Raw genomic sequence first — 18,316 nt, 5'->3', positions numbered from 1 at the left:
GCAAGGGAGATACCGTGATGAAAACTGAACTGACCCTGAATGTATTACAGACCATGAACACACAGGAATATGAAGATATCCGGGCTGCCGGAAGTGATGAACGCCGTGAGCTGACTCACGCCGTGATGCGGGAGCAGGATGCGCCGGATAACTGGACGATGAACGGCGAGTACGGCAGCGAGTTTGGCGGCTTTTTCCCCGTCCAGGTCCGTTTCACGCCTGCCCACGAACGTTTTCACCTGGCGTTATGTTCACCGGGCGATGTCTCTCAGGTCTGGGTGCTGGTTCTGGTGAATGCCGGTGGTGAGCCGTTTGCGGTGGTTCAGGTACAGCGGCGGTTTGCACCGGAAGCTGTCAGCCATTCACTGGCACTGGCGGCGTCACTGGACGCGCAGGGGTACAGCGTCAGTGACATCATCCATATCCTGATGGCGGAAGGAAGTCAGGCATGAGCGCACGTTCACAGGCACTGGTTCCTCTCAGCACAGAGCAACAGGCCGCATGGCGGGCGGTGGCGGAGACCGAAAAACGCCGCCATCAGGGTAACACGCTGGCTGAATATCCGTATGCGGGGGCGTTTTTCCGCTGTCTGAACGGAAGCCGCAGGATATCGCTGTCTGACCTGCGATTTTTCATGCCGTCCCTGACCGCAGAAGAACTGCACGGCAACCGTCTTCAGTGGCTGTATGCCATCGATGTGCTGATTGAAACACAGGGCGAGGTTTGCCTCCTTCCCCTTCCAGGCGATGCAGCAGAACGCTTGTTCCCGTCGGTGCGGTTTCGTGTCAGGGAACGCAGTCGCCATAAATCCGCGCTGGTCATGCAGAAGTACAGCCGCCAGCAGGCGAGGGAGGCAGAGCAGAAAGCCCGTGCGTACCAGGCGCTGGTCGCTCAGGCTGAAATCGAACTGGCATTCCATTCGCCGGAAACAGTCGGAAGCTGGTATGCACGCTGGAGTGACCGGGTGGCAGAGCATGACCTGGAAACCCTGTTCTGGCAGTGGGGCGAGCGTTTTCCGTCACTGGCCGGAATGGAACGCTGGCAGTGGCAGGATATGCCATTCTGGCAGGTCATCGCAGAGGCTGGTATGGCGGCAAGGGTGGTCGGTCATGCTGTTCGTGAGATGGAGCGGTGGATGGTGCCGAACAAACTCCGGGAGGCAGCGTGATGCGGCAACAATCACACGGATTTCCCGTGAACGGTCTGAATGAGCGGATTATTTTCAGGGAAAGTGAGTGTGGTCAGCGTGCAGGTATATGGGCTATGATGTGCCCGGCGCTTGAGGCTTTCTGCCTCATGACGTGAAGGTGGTTTGTTGCCGTGTTGTGTGGCAGAAAGAAGATAGCCCCGTAGTAAGTTAATTTTCATTAACCACCATGTACTGCACCCATTTTGTTGGACGATGAAATGGAATAGCCCCTAATATGTCAAAGCCAAAATACCCTTTTGAAAAGCGCCTTGAAGTCGTGAATCACTACTTCACAACTGATGATGGTTACAGGATCATCTCGGCACGTTTTGGTGTCCCCCGAACCCAGGTCAGGACATGGGTTGCCCTCTATGAAAAACATGGAGAAAAAGGTTTAATTCCCAAACCTAAAGGCGTTAGTGCTGATCCAGAGTTGCGTATTAAGGTCGTGAAAGCTGTGATCGAGCAGCACATGTCCCTTAATCAGGCTGCTGCTCACTTTATGCTTGCTGGTAGTGGTTCTGTAGCCAGGTGGCTGAAGGTCTATGAAGAGCGCGGAGAAGCTGGTTTACGCGCGCTCAAGATTGGCACCAAAAGAAACATTGCAATATCAGTTGATCCAGAAAAAGCGGCATCAGCATTGGAGCTGTCAAAAGACCGACGCATTGAGGATCTTGAAAGGCAAGTTCGATTTCTTGAAACGCGGCTTATGTATCTAAAAAAGCTGAAAGCCTTAGCTCATCCCACGAAAAAGTGAAAGTACTCAACGAGCTAAGGCAGTTTTATCCTCTTGATGAGCTTCTCAGGGCTGCGGAGATACCGCGCAGTACGTTTTATTATCATCTAAAGGCTCTCAGCAAGCCTGACAAGTATGCGGACGTTAAAAAGCGTATTAGTGAGATTTATCACGAGAATAGAGGCCGATACGGATACCGTAGGGTAACGCTGTCTCTTCATCGAGAAGGGAAACAGATTAACCATAAAGCTGTTCAGCGCCTGATGGGAACCCTCTCACTTAAAGCAGCGATTAAGGTCAAGCGATACCGCTCTTACAGAGGAGAGGTAGGGCAAACCGCCCCTAATGTTCTCCAAAGAGATTTCAAGGCTACGCGGCCAAACGAGAAGTGGGTTACCGATGTTACTGAATTTGCAGTCAATGGGCGCAAGCTGTATTTGTCTCCAGTAATAGATCTCTTCAACAACGAAGTTATTTCTTACAGCCTTTCGGAAAGACCAGTGATGAACATGGTTGAGAATATGCTCGATCAGGCATTCAAAAAGCTTAATCCTCACGAGCATCCTGTTCTGCACTCTGACCAGGGATGGCAGTATCGTATGAGAAGATATCAAAATATCCTTAAAGAACATGGTATTAAACAAAGCATGTCCAGAAAAGGCAATTGTCTGGATAATGCTGTGGTGGAGTGTTTCTTTGGAACCTTAAAGTCGGAGTGTTTTTATCTTGATGAGTTCAGTAATATAAGCGAACTGAAGGATGCTGTTACGGAATATATTGAATACTACAACAGCAGAAGAATTAGCCTGAAATTAAAAGGTCTGACTCCAATTGAATATCGGAATCAGACCTATATGCCTCGTGTTTAACTGTCCAACTTTTTGGGGTCAGTACACCACGAGGCATCCCTATGTCTAGTCCACATCAGGATAGCCTCTTACCGCGCTTTGCGCAAGGAGAAGAAGGCCATGAAACTACCACGAAGTTCCCTTGTCTGGTGTGTGTTGATCGTGTGTCTCACACTGTTGATATTCACTTATCTGACACGAAAATCGCTGTGCGAGATTCGTTACAGAGACGGACACAGGGAGGTGGCGGCTTTCATGGCTTACGAATCCGGTAAGTAGCAACCTGGAGGCGGGCGCAGGCCCGCCTTTTCAGGACTGATGCTGGTCTGACTACTGAAGCGCCTTTATAAAGGGGCTGCTGGTTCGCCGGTAGCCCCTTTCTCCTTGCTGATGTTGTACGGGCATGAACAACCTGACTTCAGGAAGGTCGTTTCCCTTCAGGAACGGGGATGAACGCGCGCCTGCGGCGCCCGTTCTTTTCCCCCGCCTTCTCTGGTTATGGCCTGTCAGAAATCACATCACCTTCCCTGTGATTATTCTCTTTTTCTTCCTGCTCTGATTCTGACTACTGCAGTGTTGTCCTGTCTGCCGGGCGTACCTTCGGCTCCCGGCTGCCTGGCGGCATCCGGTCGTCAGGCCCGACTCCGACAGGCAGCTGCTGGCGCACCTGCCAGTCTCCGCCGAACCCGCTGGCGCGGTTTCGGGCTGTTGCTACGGTCCGATGCGTGAAAACCCCTGGCTTGCAGCGACCGTTCCGGTCGCGCCGCCTCTGTCGCGCCGTGACCTGCGCTCCCGGCATCCCGGCAAAAGGCGCCGGGATGTAAGGCGCAACGCCGTTTCGCAAACCGCGCTTCACGTCGTTGCGGCGGGTCCCTGCCCGTTGTTGTGTCCGGTGCCATTCACCAGTTTAAGCCCCTGTCGCCGGGGGCATAGACAGCCACAACCGTCTCCGCCAGTCCAGGGGTGAAATGCACATCCCGCAAAACTTTTTGCCCAGAAGCAGGCAAAAACTTTTGCGGTCTGCCCCCGGACAGTCGTTTCCGGCCGTGGCAGTGATGCCCCATGCGGCGAAGGTTCTCAAACAGGTGATGGTGAATACCGGAGGGAACAAAAGGCAGGTCCCCGCAAAACGTCAAAACCGCGGCTCCCGAAACTCAACAGATGATGGGGGCTGAAAACCAGAGAGAGGAGAAAGCAGGATGAGTACCCGAAATATCCACGTTAACACCGCGTCGTACACGCTTCTTGTTGCCGGGAAGAAAAAAAACACCGGGGAAGAGTGGGACGTCCTGGAATTCAGCAGCCTGACTGAGCTGAAAAAATATCGCAAAAGCCACCCGGAAAAGATGGCCTTCAGTTATAGCTACGCGCTCAGTCAGGGTGTGGATAAGCAGTTCCGCCATATCAACATTGCGGAAGCCGATCACTTCAAACAGTTCCTGCGTCAGATTAAGCGTGCCGGCCTCGATATCCGGGCGATCTGCTGACCGGATGTGATGAATATCCCTCCTGATTGTTGCAATCTTGTTAATGGAGATCGGGGGGATGATATTAAGCGGAAAAATTTTTTATTAAATTTATTCTTTCATAAAGGAGTAGCTGTTATGCGATTAGCTTCCCGTTTTGGTCGGTATAATTCCATCCGCCGTGAACGTCCTTTAACGGATGATGAATTAATGCAGTTCGTGCCTTCGGTATTTTCCGGTGATAAACATGAGTCCCGGAGTGAACGTTATACGTATATTCCAACAATCAATATCATCAATAAGTTACGTGATGAAGGTTTCCAGCCATTCTTTGCCTGTCAGAGTCGGATTCGTGATTTGGGACGTCGCGAATACAGTAAACATATGTTACGTCTTCGCAGGGAAGGGCATATTAACGGACAGGAAGTTCCTGAAATTATCCTGCTTAATTCACATGATGGTTCATCCAGTTATCAGATGATCCCCGGAATTTTTCGTTTTGTCTGCACAAATGGCCTGGTGTGCGGAAATAATTTTGGCGAAATCCGCGTTCCACATAAAGGTGATATTGTCGGGCAGGTTATCGAGGGAGCGTATGAAGTGCTCGGTGTCTTTGATAAGGTCACTGATAATATGGAGGCGATGAAAGAAATTCATCTTAACAGTGACGAGCAACATTTATTTGGCAGAGCTGCACTGATGGTCAGGTATGAAGATGAAAATAAAACGCCAGTGACACCTGAACAGATAATTACTCCCCGTCGTCGGGAAGACAAACAGAACGATCTCTGGACAACCTGGCAGCGGGTTCAGGAGAATATGATAAAAGGTGGATTATCGGGGCGAAGTGCCTCCGGGAAAAATACCAGGACAAGAGCCATTACAGGTATTGATGGTGATATAAGAATCAACAAGGCGTTATGGGTGATTGCCGAACAGTTCAGAAAGTGGAAGTCATGATAATATAAGTAAAGCCCCGAAAAAATTTTCGGGGCTTTACTTATATTATCATTTTTCGGCATTGCTGTGTCGTCTGATATACCTCAATTTCATCAACCGGCTTTCCGGTTGTCTGTAAATATTGTGCCCGCGAAAAATGGTCTGGCAGGAGGCTGCACAGTTACCGGGTATATATAAGATGGGTTCCCGCTTCGCGGGGCTTCGGCCAGTCAGTATTGTCACTCATATGATATTTTTGTGTGTGGCCTTCCATGCCGCTTTTGCGGCATAACCGGTATCTGACAATGTCTGTAAGATTAATTGTTCTGCACGCTGTTAATTTCCGGAAGTGATTTCTTCGTGGCCGGAAGCCGGATACCTTTACTGCTTTTTATCCCAGTATAAATCCGGTAAACATCTGATGCGTAGGCAAGACGTCTCTGGTTCTGGCGTTCGGTTTTCCTGAATCCGGCATTGTATGCACCAACGGCCTCCCAGGTGACGCCCCATTTTTTAAATGCTATTGCCAGATAATAAGCACCGGTATAAATGTTCATGCAGGGATCTGTTGTCAGATGTTCTGGCTTAATTCCGTAGCGGGCCAGTTCGTTAAAATGCTGGGAATCTACCTGCATCAGTCCGCTGCCATATCCCGTTACCGGATTAATACCGATGGCATTAACCCGGTAACGGGATTCTTGCCATGATATTGCTCTCAGTAAATCAGGATCTATTTTGTAATCCCGGCCTGCAAGATCAAAGCAATCAGTGGCCTGGCAGATCTCATTTATAAACATCAGGCAGATGGTTAACATCCATTTTTTCATTTTTCCACCTCTGGTGACTTTATCCGTAAATAATTTAACCCACTCCACAAAAAGGCTCAACAGGTTGGTGGTTCTCACCACCAAAAGCACCACACCCCACGCAAAAACAAGTTTTTGCTGATTTTTCTTTATAAATAGAGAGTTATGAAAAATTAGTTTCTCTTACTCTCTTTATGATATTTAAAAAAGCGGTGTCGGCGCGGCTACAACAACGCGCCGACACCGCTTTGTAGGGGTGGTACTGACTATTTTTATAAAAAACATTATTTTATATTAGGGGTGCTGCTAGCGGCGCGGTGTGTTTTTTTATAGGATACCGCTAGGGGCGCTGCTAGCGGTGCGTCCCTGTTTGCATTATGAATTTTAGTGTTTCGAAATTAACTTTATTTTATGTTCAAAAAAGGTAATCTCTAATGGCTAAGGTGAACCTGTATATCAGCAATGATGCCTATGAAAAAATAAATGCGATTATTGAGAAGCGTCGACAGGAAGGGGCAAGGGAAAAAGATGTCAGTTTTTCAGCAACAGCTTCAATGCTTCTTGAACTGGGGCTTCGTGTACATGAGGCTCAGATGGAGCGTAAAGAGTCTGCATTTAATCAGACTGAGTTTAATAAATTGCTTCTTGAATGCGTTGTAAAAACACAATCATCAGTAGCGAAAATTTTGGGTATTGAGTCTCTCAGTCCTCATGTCTCCGGAAATCCAAAGTTTGAATATGCCAATATGGTTGAAGATATCAGGGAGAAGGTATCATCTGAGATGGAACGATTTTTTCCAAAAAATGATGATGAATAAAAGAAATTTGACTTCGTTCAAATATCAGAGTTTTTATGATTTAAAAAGGTGACAGTACGAAAGATAATTAGTATATTAATTACGTGGTTAATGCCACGTTAAAATTTGAATTTGAAAATCGCCGATGCAGGGAGTTCTCTCCTCCCTGCATCGACTGTCCATAGAATCCTTTGTGAGGAGGTTCCTATGTATCCGATGGATCGTATTCAACAAAAACATGCTCGTCAAATAGATCTGCTGGAAAATCTGACGGCAGTTATTCAGGATTATCCAAATCCAGCCTGTATCAGGGACGAAACTGGAAAATTTATTTTTTGCAATACGCTGTTTCATGAGTCATTTCTTACACAAGATCAAAGTGCTGAAAAATGGCTTCTGTCGCAGAGAGATTTTTGTGAATTGATCTCTGTCACAGAGATGGAAGCATACAGGAATGAGCATACGCATCTTAATCTTGTAGAGGATGTTTTTATTCAGAACAGATTCTGGACAATATCTGTCCAGTCATTTCTTAATGGACACAGAAATATTATTCTGTGGCAATTTTATGATGCTGCTCATGTTCGTCATAAAGACAGTTATAATCAAAAAACGATTGTCAGTGATGATATCAGAAATATAATCAGAAGAATGAGTGATGATTCTTCTGTATCATCATATGTAAATGATGTCTTTTACTTATATAGCACCGGAATCAGTCATAATGCTATAGCAAGAATATTAAATATATCCATCTCCACATCAAAGAAACACGCATCTCTGATATGCGACTACTTCTCTGTTTCTAATAAAGATGAGTTAATTATCTTACTCTACAATAAAAAGTTTATTTATTATTTATACGAGAAGGCTATGTGTATCATAAATACGCGTTAATAAGGTGTTGATAAAATATAGACTTTCCGTCTATTTACCTTTTCTGATTATTCTGTAAACATAAGTGGTAACCAGAAGATAAACAGCGGGAGGTGTTATTGAAAAGATTTGGTACACGTTCTGCAACAGGTAAGATGGTAAAACTAAAATTACCTGTAGATGTGGAAAGTCTATTAATTGAGGCAAGTAACAGAAGCGGAAGAAGTCGATCGTTTGAGGCAGTAATAAGACTTAAAGATCATCTTCACCGCTATCCAAAGTTTAACAGGGCAGGGAATATCTATGGTAAGTCGCTGGTTAAGTATCTGACAATGCGTCTGGATGATGAAACTAACCAGCTACTTATTGCAGCCAAAAATCGTAGTGGATGGTGTAAAACAGATGAGGCTGCAGACAGAGTTATTGATCATTTGATCAAGTTTCCTGATTTTTATAACTCGGAGATATTCAGGGAGGCAGATAAAGAGGAAGATATAACATTTAATACACTCTAGTTTTATTCATTTATCCGAAATTGAGGTAACTTATGAATGCTGTTTTAAGTGTTCAGGGTGCTTCTGCGCCCGTCAAAAAGAAGTCGTTTTTTTCTAAATTCACTCGTCTGAATATGCTTCGCCTGGCTCGCGCAGTGATCCCGGCTGCTGTTCTGATGATGTTCTTCCCGCAGCTGGCGATGGCCGCCGGCAGCAGTGGTCAGGACCTGATGGCAAGCGGTAACACCACGGTTAAGGCGACCTTCGGTAAGGACTCCAGTGTTGTTAAATGGGTTGTTCTGGCTGAAGTTCTGGTCGGTGCTGTCATGTACATGATGACCAAAAACGTCAAGTTCCTGGCCGGTTTTGCCATCATCTCTGTATTTATTGCTGTGGGTATGGCCGTCGTTGGCCTCTGACAGGAAATAAAACGATGTCGGGAGACGAGAATAAACTTAAGAAATATCGTTTCCCGGAAACACTGACCAACCAGAGCCGCTGGTTTGGCCTGCCACTGGATGAACTGATCCCCGCAGCAATCTGTATTGGCTGGGGTATCACAACATCGAAATATCTGTTCGGTATTGGTGCAGCGGTTCTGGTTTATTTCGGGATTAAAAAACTGAAAAAAGGGCGGGGCAGTTCCTGGTTACGTGACCTGATTTACTGGTATATGCCAACAGCCCTGCTGCGCGGTATTTTTCATAATGTTCCCGATTCGTGTTTCCGGCAGTGGATTAAATAGAACTGATACCAGGATTGTTATATGGAACACGGTGCCCGTTTAAGTACCAGTCGTGTAATGGCCATCGCCTTTATATTTATGTCAGTGCTTATTGTTCTCAGCCTCTCTGTTAACGTCATTCAGGGGGTGAATAACTACCGTCTTCAGAATGAGCAACGCACTGCCGTGACGCCAATGGCATTTAATGCCCCCTTTGCCGTGTCACAGAACAGTGCCGACGCCTCTTATTTACAGCAGATGGCGCTGTCATTTATTGCCCTCCGTCTGAATGTTTCATCAGAAACCGTCGATGCCTCACATCAGGCGCTTCTGCAATATATCCGCCCGGGCGCACAGAACCAGATGAAAGTTATTCTGGCTGAAGAAGCGAAGCGTATTAAAAACGATAACGTGAACTCAGCCTTTTTCCAGACCAGTGTTCGTGTCTGGCCTCAGTATGGCCGTGTGGAAATTCGAGGTGTGCTTAAAACCTGGATTGGTGATTCAAAACCTTTCACTGATATCAAACATTACATCCTTATTCTGAAGCGGGAAAACGGGGTGACCTGGCTGGATAATTTCGGGGAAACAGACGATGAGAAAAAATAATACGGCAATAATATTCGGCAGCCTGTTTTTTTCCTGCAGCGTGATGGCCGCAAACGGTACGCTGGCCCCCACCGTGGTGCCAATGGTGAACGGTGGTCAGGCCAGTATTGCCATCAGCAATACCAGCCCGAATCTGTTTACCGTTCCCGGTGACCGGATTATCGCCGTGAACAGTCTGGATGGTGCCCTGACCAATAATGAGCAGACCGCCTCCGGCGGTGTGGTGGTTGCCACCGTCAACAAAAAGCCCTTTACGTTCATTCTGGAAACAGAACGTGGTCTGAATCTTTCCATTCAGGCCGTTCCCCGTGAAGGCGCGGGGCGTACCATTCAGCTGGTCAGTGACCTGCGCGGAACCGGAGAAGAAGCCGGTGCGTGGGAAACGTCCACGCCTTACGAATCCCTGCTTGTGACCATCAGCCAGGCCGTCCGTGGCGGAAAATTACCCGCAGGCTGGTATCAGGTCCCAGTGACAAAGGAAACCCTGCAGGCCCCGGCGGGGCTGTCTTCAGTGGCAGATGCCGTATGGACGGGGAATCACCTGAAGATGGTCCGCTTTGCCGTGGAAAATAAAACGCTGTCTGCCCTGAATATCCGGGAAAGTGACTTCTGGCAGCCGGGAACCCGTGCCGTGATGTTCAGCCAGCCTGCCAGCCAGTTACTGGCAGGTGCGCGCATGGATGTGTATGTCATCCGTGACGGGGAGGGCAACTGATGGCCAGTATCAATACCATTGTGAAACGCAAGCAGTACCTGTGGCTGGGGATTGTGGTTGTCGGTACAGCCTCCGCGATTGGTGGGGCACTGTATCTGTCTGATGTGGACATGTCCGGTAACGGTGAAACCGTGGCTGAACAGGAGCCTGTGCCGGATATGACCGGTGTGGTGGATACGACCTTTGATGACAAGGTGCGTCAGCATGCCACCACCGAGATGCAGGTGACGGCAGCGCAGATGCAGAAGCAGTATGAGGAAATCCGTCGTGAGCTGGATGTTCTGAACAAACAGCGCGGTGATGACCAGCGTCGTATTGAAAAGTTGGGACAGGACAATGCCGCCCTGGCAGAGCAGGTAAAAGCCCTGGGTGCTAATCCCGTCACGGCGACCGGTGAGCCTGTACCGCAGATGCCTGCCTCACCGCCCGGCCCGGAAGGCGAACCACAGCCAGGAAACACCCCCGTATCCTTCCCGCCGCAGGGCAGCGTTGCTGTTCCACCGCCGACGGCGTTTTATCCCGGGAATGGTGTCACGCCACCACCACAGGTGACGTACCAGTCTGTGCCGGTGCCTAACCGGATACAGCGTAAGGTGTTTACCCGTAATGAGGGAAAACAGGGACCATCACTGCCGTACATTCCGTCAGGAAGTTTTGCGAAAGCCATGCTGATTGAAGGGGCGGATGCCAATGCCTCTGTCACCGGTAATGAATCCACGGTGCCGATGCAGCTGCGTATCACCGGCCTGGTGGAAATGCCGAACAGCAAGACGTATGACGCAACGGGATGTTTTGTGGGTCTGGAAGCCTGGGGGGATGTGTCCAGTGAGCGTGCCATTGTACGCACCCGCAATATCAGTTGCCTGAAGGACGGCAAAACTATTGATATGCCGATTAAGGGGCATGTCAGCTTCCGGGGTAAAAACGGTATCAAGGGCGAAGTGGTGATGCGTAACGGCAAAATCCTCGGCTGGGCATGGGGCGCGGGATTTGTTGACGGTATCGGTCAGGGAATGGAGCGCGCCTCCCAGCCGGCTGTCGGGCTGGGTGCCACAGCCGCTTACGGGGCTGGTGATGTCCTGAAAATGGGTATCGGTGGCGGCGCATCGAAAGCCGCACAGACGCTCAGTGACTACTACATCAAACGTGCCGAACAGTATCACCCGGTGATACCGATTGGTGCGGGCAACGAAGTGACCGTGGTGTTCCAGGACGGCTTCCAGCTGAAAACCGTGGAAGAGATGGCGCTGGAACGCACGCAGAGCAGAGCGGAAGAAGACAATCCGGAAAGTCCGGTTCCTGTTCCGCCATCGGCTGAAAGTCATCTTAACGGCTTTAATACTGACCAGATGCTGAAGCAGCTGGGCAACCTGAATCCGCAGCAGTTTATGTCCGGCAGCCAGGGAGGGGGCAACGATGGCAAATAATATGTCGTCCCGTCAGGCGTGCCATGCCGCCCGGTATGTTGTCGCCCGGGTTCTGCGAGGACTGTTCTGGTGTCTGAAGTACACCGTCATTCTGCCACTGGCCACAATGGCCCTGATGGCTCTGTTTGTTTTATGGAAGGACAACACCACGCCGGGGAAATTACTGGTTAAGGAGATTAACTTCGTAAGACAAACAGCACCTGCCGGACAGTTCCCGGTCAGTGAATGCTGGTTTTCTTCCTCTGATTCTTCAGGCAGATCAGAAATACAGGATATCTGCCATTACCGCGCGGCTGATGCTGCAGATTATGTCAGGGAGACTGACCGGTCACTGATGCAACTGGTCACCGCATTATGGGCAACACTGGCACTGATGTATGTCTCGCTGGCAGCGATCACCGGGAAATATCCGGTGCGACCAGGAAAAATGAAATGTATCCGGGTGGTAACCGCAGATGAACATCTGAAGGAAGTTTATACGGAAGACGCTTCCCTGCCGGGAAAAATCAGGAAATGCCCTGTTTATCTTCCTGATGACAGAACAAACAGAAACAACGGAGATAAAAATGAACATGCGTAATATTAATGTTATTACAGCCCTCTCTGTGCCGGGTAAAACCGTGTCAGATGATTTTATGCATGCTGTTCTCAGTAACTGCGCCACAAGAATCGTACTTCCTGCACCGGAGAAATTCGGTTCTGAGTCATTGCCGGACAATTTTAATATGACTGCTGTCGGTGTGATGAAGAATTCAGAAATATAAGGAACCCTTCGATGAATAAGCTGGTTTCTGATGGCAGCGTCAAAAAAATAAATTATCCGGTGCTGTATGAGTCCGGAATAACACCTCCGTTATGTGAAGTCAGTGCACCAGAACCTGATGCGGGTGGGAAACGCATTGTGGCATATGTTTATAAATCATCACGGAGTACGGTTTTTGAAAATCCTGACATTGTAAAAACCTGTACGGTCAGGGATTTGAAGAAGGATTTTGTGAACTGCGATGAGAAAGGTGAGGGACAATGAAACAGATTTCTTTCTTTATTCCTCTGCTGGGGACCTTATTACTTTCCGGCTGTGCCGGAACCAGTACGGAATTTGAGTGTAACGCCACCACATCCGATACCTGTATGACGATGGAGCAGGCCAATGAGAAGGCCAAAAAACTGGAGCAGTCCTCAGAAGCAAAGCCGGTTGCGGCATCACTGCCGCGCCTGGCTGAAGGGAACTTCCGGACAATGCCGGTGCAGACCGTCACCGCGACCACTCCGTCCGGCAGCAGACCTGCGGTGACAGCACATCCGGAGCAGAAACTGCTGGCACCTCGCCCGCTGTTTACCGCTGCCCGGGAAGTGAAAACGGTTGTTCCGGTCAGTTCAGTTACGCCGGTAACACCTCCTCGTCCGCTAAGAACGGGTGAGCAGACGGCAGCATTATGGATAGCGCCTTATATTGATAACCAGGATGTTTATCATCAGCCATCCAGCGTGTTTTTTGTTATTAAACCGTCTGCGTGGGGAAAACCACGTATTAATTAACTGGCCCTGAAGTTGTATATCAGCCGGCAATGCCGGCGGGCTTTCTGTATTCAAAATCTGCCTGTAAAACGAGTGCCCTGTGCGTGAAAAGGGATGGGCGGTAGCGTGTCAGAACATGTCGGGAGGAATATTCCGTGAGTGATGAAGCCGATGAAGCATATTCAGTGACAGAACAACTGACCATGACAGGAATAAACCGGATACGCCAGAAAATAAATGCTCATGGTATTCCTGTTTATCTCTGTGAAGCATGCGGAAATCCTATTCCGGAAGCCCGGCGGAAAATATTTCCCGGTGTGACGTTGTGCGTTGAATGTCAGGCGTATCAGGAAAGACAGAGAAAACATTATGCATAAGTCAGTCGCAGAACATAGTGATTTAATTCCGGATGAACATGAGTGGATATTCAGAAAACAGAAATCTTTGTATATGCGCCGGGAAATGGCGCGTTAATTACAGGTATTCCCTTCATGGCTACCGCATTTCTCGCTTTATTTTTCAACTAAGGAATTCATGTGAATAACCCACTTGAGGCCGTCACTCAGGCGGTTAACTCCCTCGTCACAGCACTGAAACTGCCTGACGAATCCGCAAAGGCCAATGAAGTTCTGGGCGAAATGAGCTTCCCGCAGTTCAGCCGTCTGCTGCCGTACCGTGATTACAACCAGGAATCCGGTCTGTTCATGAATGACACCACGATGGGCTTTATGCTGGAAGCCATCCCCATCAATGGGGCGAATGAGTCCATTGTGGAGGCCCTCGATCACATGCTGCGCACCAAACTGCCGCGCGGTATTCCGTTGTGTATCCATCTGATGTCCAGTCAGCTGGTTGGTGACAGGATTGAATACGGGCTGCGTGAGTTCTCCTGGTCAGGTGAACAGGCTGAACGGTTTAACGCCATTACCCGGGCCTATTATATGAAAGCGGCAGCGACACAGTTTCCGCTGCCGGAGGGGATGAATCTGCCCCTGACCCTGCGCCATTACCGGGTGTTTATCTCGTACTGTTCTCCTTCGAAGAAAAAAAGCCGGGCCGACATTCTGGAAATGGAAAACCTGGTGAAAATCATCCGGGCGTCGTTACAGGGGGCCAGTATCACCACACAGACGGTGGATGCACAGGCCTTTATCGATATTGTCGGGGAGATGATTAACCATAACCCGGACTCCCTGTACCCGAAAAGACGTCAGCTGGACCCGTATTCTGATCTGAATTATCAGTGTGTGGAGGACAGTTTTGATCTGAAAGTCCGGGCTGATTACCTGACGCTGGGCCTGCGTGAGAACGGCAGGAACAGCACGGCCCGCATCCTGAATTTCCATCTGGCCCGTAACCCGGAAATCGCCTTCCTGTGGAACGTGGCCGACAACTACAGCAACCTGCTGAACCCGGAACTGTCCATCTCCTGTCCGTTCATCCTGACGCTGACTCTGGTGGTGGAAGACCAGGTGAAAACCCACAGCGAAGCCAACCTGAAGTACATGGACCTGGAGAAAAAGTCGAAGACCTCCTATGCCAAATGGTTTCCGTCCGTGGAGAAAGAGGCGAAGGAGTGGGGGGAACTGCGTCAGCGGCTGGGCTCCGGTCAGTCCTCCGTGGTGTCCTACTTCCTCAACATCACAGCATTCTGCAAGGACAATAATGAAACGGCGCTGGAAGTGGAGCAGGACATCCTGAACAGCTTTCGTAAAAACGGTTTTGAGCTGATTTCACCGCGCTTTAACCACATGCGCAATTTCCTGACCTGCCTGCCCTTTATGGCCGGGAAAGGGCTGTTTAAACAGTTGAAAGAGGCCGGAGTGGTTCAGCGCGCAGAGAGCTTTAATGTTGCCAACCTGATGCCGTTAGTGGCGGATAACCCCCTGACACCGGCAGGTCTGCTGGCACCCACCTACCGTAACCAGCTGGCGTTTATCGATATTTTCTTCCGGGGGATGAATAACACCAACTACAACATGGCGGTCTGTGGCACCTCCGGGGCCGGTAAAACCGGGCTGATACAGCCACTTATCCGCAGCGTGCTGGACTCCGGAGGCTTTGCCGTGGTGTTCGACATGGGGGATGGATACAAGTCCCTGTGTGAGAACATGGGCGGGGTGTATCTGGACGGTGAAACCCTGCGTTTTAACCCGTTTGCGAACATCACCGATATTGACCAGTCAGCGGAGCGTGTCCGTGACCAGTTGTCAGTGATGGCCAGCCCCAACGGTAACCTGGATGAAGTGCATGAAGGTCTGCTGTTGCAGGCGGTCAGAGCCTCCTGGCTGGCCAAAGAGAACAGAGCACGTATTGATGACGTGGTGGATTTCCTGAAAAACGCCAGTGACAGCGAGCAGTATGCCGAGTCACCGACTATCCGCAGCCGTCTGGACGAAATGATTGTGCTGCTTGACCAGTACACTGCCAACGGCACTTACGGCCAGTATTTTAACTCTGATGAGCCGTCCCTGCGGGATGACGCAAAAATGGTGGTGCTGGAGCTGGGCGGACTGGAAGACCGTCCGTCACTGCTGGTTGCGGTGATGTTCTCCCTGATTATCTACATCGAGAACAGGATGTACCGCACGCCGCGTAACCTCAAGAAACTGAACGTTATTGATGAAGGCTGGCGTCTGCTGGACTTCAAAAATCACAAGGTCGGTGAATTTATTGAGAAAGGCTACCGTACGGCCCGCCGTCATACCGGTGCCTATATCACCATCACACAGAACATCGTCGACTTTGACTCTGATAAGGCCTCCAGTGCTGCCCGCGCGGCATGGGGTAACTCCTCCTACAAAATTATCCTCAAACAGAGTGCGAAGGAGTTCGCGAAATACAACCAACTGTATCCGGACCAGTTCCTGCCACTGCAGCGCGACATGATTGGTAAGTTTGGTGCGGCCAAAGACCAGTGGTTCAGTTCCTTCCTGCTGCAGGTGGAAAACCATTCCTCCTGGCACCGTCTGTTTGTGGACCCGTTAAGCCGCGCCATGTACAGCTCTGACGGCCCGGATTTTGAGTTTGTGCAGCAGAAGCGTAAAGAGGGGCTGAGTATTCATGAGGCAGTGTGGCAGCTGGCGTGGAAGAAGTCAGGGCCGGAAATGGCTTCGCTGGAAGCCTGGCTGGAAGAACATGAGAAATACAGGAGTGTGGCATGAGTTCAACGCAGAAACCCGCCGACGTCATGGCAGAACGACGCAGCCACTGGTGGTGGACGGTGCCGGGATGCCTGGCAATGGTGTTACTGAACGCAGCCGTCAGTTACGGCATTGTCAGACTGAACGCACCGGTGACTGTCGCCTTCAACATGAAACAGACCGTGGATGCGTTTTTTGACAGAGCCAGTCAGAAACAACTGTCAGAAGCGCAGTCAAAAGCCCTTTCAGCGCGTTTTAACACGGCACTGGAAGCCAGCCTGCAGGCGTGGCAGCAGAAACACCACGCGGTCATTCTGGTGTCGCCTGCTGTGGTACAGGGGGCACCGGATATCACCCGGGAAATCCAGCAGGATATTGCCCGGCGAATGAGGGCGGAACCATGAGATGCCGGGGGCTGATTGCCCTGCTGATATGGGGGCAGAGTGTGGCCGCCGCCGATCTTGGTACCTGGGGCGATCTGTGGCCGGTAAAGGAGCCGGACATGCTGACGGTGATCATGCAGCGCCTGACGGCACTGGAGCAGTCCGGTGAGATGGGCCGGAAAATGGATGCCTTTAAGGAGCGGGTGATCCGCAACAGTCTGCGGCCCCCTGCCGTGCCCGGTATCGGACGCACGGAGAAATACGGCAGCCGGTTGTTTGACCCGTCCGTCAGACTGGCTGCGGATATCCGGGATAACGAAGGGCGGGTGTTTGCCCGTCAGGGTGAAGTGATGAATCCGCTGCAGTATGTTCCTTTTAACCAGACGCTGTATTTCATCAATGGCGATGATCCGGCGCAGGTGGCCTGGATGAAACGCCAGACGCCGCCCACACTGGAGAGCAAAATTATCCTCGTGCAGGGCAGTATCCCGGAGATGCAGAAGTCTCTGGACAGCCGTGTTTACTTTGACCAGAACGGTGTGCTCTGCCAGCGCCTCGGCATTGATCAGGTCCCGGCACGGGTGAGCGCCGTTCCCGGCGATCGCTTCCTGAAGGTGGAATTTATTCCGGCAGAGGAGGGCAGAAAATGAAGCGAAGGCTGTGGCTGCTGATGTTATTCCTTTTCGCCGGTCATGTCCCTGCGGCGTCTGCGGATTCTGCCTGTGAGGGGCGTTTTGTAAACCCGATCACAGATATCTGCTGGAGCTGTATTTTCCCGCTCTCGCTGGGCAGTATCAAAGTCAGTCAGGGGAAGGTCCCCGACACGGCGAACCCGTCGATGCCCATTCAGATTTGTCCGGCACTGCCGCCGCTGTTCAGGCGTATCGGGCTGGCCATTGGTTACTGGGAGCCGATGGCGTTGACGGACGTCACCCGGTCACCGGGATGCATGGTGAACCTGGGCTTCAGCCTGCCGGCTTTTGGTAAAACGGCACAGGGAACGGCGAAAAAGGATGAGAAGCAGGTAAATGGGGCGTTCTATCACGTTCACTGGTACAAATACCCGCTGACGTACTGGCTGAACATCATCACATCGCTGGGCTGTCTGGAAGGTGGTGACCTGGATATCGCTTATCTTTCTGAAATCGACCCCACCTGGACGGACAGCAGCCTGACCACCATTCTCAATCCGGAAGCTGTCATCTTTGCCAATCCGATAGCACAGGGAGCCTGCGCAGCAGATGCGATTGCCAGCGCCTTTAATATGCCTCTCGATGTTCTGTTCTGGTGTGCCGGTTCGCAGGGAAGTATGTACCCGTTCAATGGCTGGGTGAGTAATGAGTCCAGTCCGTTGCAGTCCTCCCTGCTGGTCAGTGAACGCATGGCGTTCAAGCTGCACCGTCAGGGCATGATTATGGAAACCATCGGGAAAAATAACGCCGTCTGTAATGAATATCCATCCCCAATCCTGCCCAAAGAACGCTGGCGTTACCAGATGGTGAATATGTACCCGGACAGCGGACAGTGCCACCCGTTCGGGCGCAGTGTGACCCGCTGGGAAACCGGGAAAAATCCGCCCAATACAAAGAAAAACTTCGGCTACCTGATGTGGCGTAAACGTAACTGTGTCTTCCTGTGAGGTGAAT

At 50.4% G+C, this 18,316-nt stretch carries 26 protein-coding genes and 3 pseudogenes; 26 read left to right on the top strand and 3 right to left on the bottom strand.

What is annotated here, in order from left to right:
• Nucleotides 1-17: 17 nt before the first annotated feature.
• Both psiB and ACJHYW_RS21195 read left to right on the top strand, forming a co-directional pair.
• Nucleotides 18-452 carry a conjugation system SOS inhibitor PsiB gene (gene psiB / locus ACJHYW_RS21200; RefSeq protein ID WP_000845937.1) on the top strand — a complete coding sequence of 145 codons (435 nt, stop codon included), beginning with the start codon at nucleotides 18-20 and terminating at the stop codon, nucleotides 450-452.
• Nucleotides 449-1,211 (top strand): annotated as a pseudogene (locus tag ACJHYW_RS21195) (plasmid SOS inhibition protein A). The gene psiB and the pseudogene ACJHYW_RS21195 overlap by 4 nt, the downstream one beginning before the upstream one ends.
• Here the strand turns inward: ACJHYW_RS21195 and ACJHYW_RS21190 are convergent.
• Nucleotides 1,180-1,368: a hypothetical protein gene (locus tag ACJHYW_RS21190; protein WP_001299721.1), complete on the bottom strand. Its 189-nt coding sequence runs from the start codon at nucleotides 1,366-1,368 to the stop codon at nucleotides 1,180-1,182. The pseudogene ACJHYW_RS21195 and the gene ACJHYW_RS21190 overlap by 32 nt on opposite strands.
• Nucleotides 1,369-1,424: 56 nt before the next feature.
• Between ACJHYW_RS21190 and ACJHYW_RS21185 the strand changes: the two genes are divergently transcribed.
• The 4 genes and pseudogenes from ACJHYW_RS21185 to ACJHYW_RS21170 all read left to right on the top strand — a co-directional run bounded on the left by ACJHYW_RS21185 (nucleotide 1,425) and on the right by ACJHYW_RS21170 (nucleotide 3,502).
• Nucleotides 1,425-2,794 (top strand): IS3-like element IS150 family transposase gene (locus ACJHYW_RS21185; RefSeq protein WP_085947770.1). Its coding sequence is split into 2 segments (ribosomal slippage): nucleotides 1,425-1,905 and nucleotides 1,905-2,794, totalling 1,371 coding nucleotides; the frame shifts between segments, so codons are not numbered across the junction.
• Between the two features lie 41 nt (nucleotides 2,795-2,835).
• Nucleotides 2,836-2,985: pseudogene (gene mok, locus ACJHYW_RS21180) on the top strand (plasmid maintenance protein Mok); the annotation flags it as partial.
• Nucleotides 2,927-3,052: a type I toxin-antitoxin system Hok family toxin gene (locus ACJHYW_RS21175; RefSeq protein WP_001372321.1), complete on the top strand. Its 126-nt coding sequence runs from the start codon at nucleotides 2,927-2,929 to the stop codon at nucleotides 3,050-3,052. The pseudogene mok and the gene ACJHYW_RS21175, both read left to right, overlap by 59 nt.
• A 219-nt stretch (nucleotides 3,053-3,271) precedes the next feature.
• Entirely contained in the window at nucleotides 3,272-3,502 is a 231-nt protein-coding gene (locus ACJHYW_RS21170; protein ID WP_071886920.1) for a hypothetical protein, read from the top strand.
• Here the strand turns inward: ACJHYW_RS21170 and ACJHYW_RS21165 are convergent.
• Nucleotides 3,500-3,672, bottom strand: a pseudogene (locus ACJHYW_RS21165) (hypothetical protein); the annotation flags it as partial. The gene ACJHYW_RS21170 and the pseudogene ACJHYW_RS21165 sit on opposite strands and share 3 nt — an antisense overlap.
• Before the next feature lie 69 nt (nucleotides 3,673-3,741).
• On the opposite strand from ACJHYW_RS21165, the gene ACJHYW_RS21160 reads away from it, so the two are divergent.
• The 3 genes from ACJHYW_RS21160 to ACJHYW_RS21150 all read left to right on the top strand — a co-directional run bounded on the left by ACJHYW_RS21160 (nucleotide 3,742) and on the right by ACJHYW_RS21150 (nucleotide 5,199).
• The gene (locus ACJHYW_RS21160) at nucleotides 3,742-3,948 is read left to right on the top strand and encodes a hypothetical protein (RefSeq protein ID WP_000547968.1); all 207 of its coding nucleotides are present in this window, start codon (nucleotides 3,742-3,744) and stop codon (nucleotides 3,946-3,948) included.
• Nucleotides 3,949-3,972: 24 nt separating this feature from the next.
• Nucleotides 3,973-4,260 (top strand): hypothetical protein, encoded by a 288-nt coding sequence (locus tag ACJHYW_RS21155; RefSeq protein WP_000107535.1) that lies wholly within the window; start codon nucleotides 3,973-3,975, stop codon nucleotides 4,258-4,260.
• Between the two features lie 117 nt (nucleotides 4,261-4,377).
• Nucleotides 4,378-5,199 carry a DUF932 domain-containing protein gene (locus ACJHYW_RS21150; RefSeq protein WP_001234426.1) on the top strand — a complete coding sequence of 274 codons (822 nt, stop codon included), beginning with the start codon at nucleotides 4,378-4,380 and terminating at the stop codon, nucleotides 5,197-5,199.
• A 296-nt stretch (nucleotides 5,200-5,495) separates the two neighbouring features.
• Here the strand turns inward: ACJHYW_RS21150 and ACJHYW_RS21145 are convergent, their stop codons facing one another.
• Nucleotides 5,496-6,098, bottom strand: coding sequence for a transglycosylase SLT domain-containing protein (locus tag ACJHYW_RS21145; RefSeq protein WP_013362798.1), 603 nt, complete (start codon nucleotides 6,096-6,098; stop codon nucleotides 5,496-5,498).
• Nucleotides 6,099-6,418: 320 nt separating this feature from the next.
• On the opposite strand from ACJHYW_RS21145, the gene traM reads away from it, so the two are divergent.
• From traM to traU, 17 genes are all read left to right on the top strand, one after another.
• Nucleotides 6,419-6,802 (top strand): conjugal transfer relaxosome DNA-binding protein TraM, encoded by a 384-nt coding sequence (gene traM / locus ACJHYW_RS21140; protein WP_001151524.1) that lies wholly within the window; start codon nucleotides 6,419-6,421, stop codon nucleotides 6,800-6,802.
• A 186-nt stretch (nucleotides 6,803-6,988) separates the two neighbouring features.
• Entirely contained in the window at nucleotides 6,989-7,678 is a 690-nt protein-coding gene (traJ, locus tag ACJHYW_RS21135; RefSeq protein ID WP_000283385.1) for a conjugal transfer transcriptional regulator TraJ, read from the top strand.
• Between the two features lie 98 nt (nucleotides 7,679-7,776).
• A complete protein-coding gene (gene traY, locus ACJHYW_RS21130; protein WP_001309237.1) occupies nucleotides 7,777-8,172 on the top strand; it encodes a conjugal transfer relaxosome DNA-bindin protein TraY in 396 nt (131 codons plus the stop codon).
• 32 nt (nucleotides 8,173-8,204) lie between these two features.
• On the top strand, nucleotides 8,205-8,570 hold the full coding sequence (traA, locus tag ACJHYW_RS21125; protein WP_000994779.1) for a type IV conjugative transfer system pilin TraA: 366 nt from the start codon (nucleotides 8,205-8,207) through the stop codon (nucleotides 8,568-8,570).
• A gap of 14 nt (nucleotides 8,571-8,584) precedes the next feature.
• Nucleotides 8,585-8,896, top strand: coding sequence for a type IV conjugative transfer system protein TraL (gene traL / locus ACJHYW_RS21120; protein WP_000012106.1), 312 nt, complete (start codon nucleotides 8,585-8,587; stop codon nucleotides 8,894-8,896).
• Nucleotides 8,897-8,917: 21 nt separating this feature from the next.
• A complete protein-coding gene (traE, locus tag ACJHYW_RS21115) occupies nucleotides 8,918-9,484 on the top strand; it encodes a type IV conjugative transfer system protein TraE (protein ID WP_000399792.1) in 567 nt (188 codons plus the stop codon).
• Nucleotides 9,471-10,199, top strand: coding sequence for a type-F conjugative transfer system secretin TraK (gene traK / locus ACJHYW_RS21110; protein ID WP_001230787.1), 729 nt, complete (start codon nucleotides 9,471-9,473; stop codon nucleotides 10,197-10,199). Before traE ends, traK begins: the two co-directional genes overlap by 14 nt.
• Entirely contained in the window at nucleotides 10,199-11,626 is a 1,428-nt protein-coding gene (gene traB, locus ACJHYW_RS21105) for an F-type conjugal transfer pilus assembly protein TraB (protein WP_000146685.1), read from the top strand. The genes traK and traB overlap by 1 nt, the downstream gene beginning before the upstream one ends.
• On the top strand, nucleotides 11,616-12,206 hold the full coding sequence (gene traP / locus ACJHYW_RS21100; RefSeq protein WP_000002787.1) for a conjugal transfer pilus-stabilizing protein TraP: 591 nt from the start codon (nucleotides 11,616-11,618) through the stop codon (nucleotides 12,204-12,206). Before traB ends, traP begins: the two co-directional genes overlap by 11 nt.
• A complete protein-coding gene (locus tag ACJHYW_RS21095; RefSeq protein WP_001324648.1) occupies nucleotides 12,193-12,390 on the top strand; it encodes a conjugal transfer protein TrbD in 198 nt (65 codons plus the stop codon). Before traP ends, ACJHYW_RS21095 begins: the two co-directional genes overlap by 14 nt.
• 11 nt (nucleotides 12,391-12,401) lie before the next feature.
• Nucleotides 12,402-12,653 carry a conjugal transfer protein TrbG gene (trbG, locus tag ACJHYW_RS21090; RefSeq protein WP_001038342.1) on the top strand — a complete coding sequence of 84 codons (252 nt, stop codon included), beginning with the start codon at nucleotides 12,402-12,404 and terminating at the stop codon, nucleotides 12,651-12,653.
• Nucleotides 12,650-13,165 (top strand): type IV conjugative transfer system lipoprotein TraV, encoded by a 516-nt coding sequence (gene traV / locus ACJHYW_RS21085; RefSeq protein ID WP_000809838.1) that lies wholly within the window; start codon nucleotides 12,650-12,652, stop codon nucleotides 13,163-13,165. Before trbG ends, traV begins: the two co-directional genes overlap by 4 nt.
• Before the next feature lie 134 nt (nucleotides 13,166-13,299).
• A complete protein-coding gene (gene traR / locus ACJHYW_RS21080; RefSeq protein WP_001278689.1) occupies nucleotides 13,300-13,521 on the top strand; it encodes a conjugal transfer protein TraR in 222 nt (73 codons plus the stop codon).
• A gap of 159 nt (nucleotides 13,522-13,680) precedes the next feature.
• Nucleotides 13,681-16,308, top strand: a complete 2,628-nt coding sequence (gene traC / locus ACJHYW_RS21075) for a type IV secretion system protein TraC (protein ID WP_001064245.1) — start codon at nucleotides 13,681-13,683, stop codon at nucleotides 16,306-16,308.
• Nucleotides 16,305-16,691, top strand: coding sequence for a type-F conjugative transfer system protein TrbI (trbI, locus tag ACJHYW_RS21070; RefSeq protein ID WP_000099686.1), 387 nt, complete (start codon nucleotides 16,305-16,307; stop codon nucleotides 16,689-16,691). The genes traC and trbI overlap by 4 nt, the downstream gene beginning before the upstream one ends.
• A complete protein-coding gene (traW, locus tag ACJHYW_RS21065) occupies nucleotides 16,688-17,320 on the top strand; it encodes a type-F conjugative transfer system protein TraW (protein ID WP_001203720.1) in 633 nt (210 codons plus the stop codon). The genes trbI and traW overlap by 4 nt, the downstream gene beginning before the upstream one ends.
• Nucleotides 17,317-18,309 (top strand): conjugal transfer pilus assembly protein TraU, encoded by a 993-nt coding sequence (gene traU / locus ACJHYW_RS21060; protein WP_000830180.1) that lies wholly within the window; start codon nucleotides 17,317-17,319, stop codon nucleotides 18,307-18,309. The genes traW and traU overlap by 4 nt, the downstream gene beginning before the upstream one ends.
• Nucleotides 18,310-18,316: the final 7 nt, after the last annotated feature.

Source organism: Escherichia sp. WS3063 (genome assembly GCF_046486595.1).
GTDB classification, from domain to species: Bacteria; Pseudomonadota; Gammaproteobacteria; order Enterobacterales; family Enterobacteriaceae; genus Escherichia; species Escherichia coli.
Note: the sequence above shows the minus strand (reverse complement) of the source record. Positions and strands in the feature narration are given on the sequence as shown.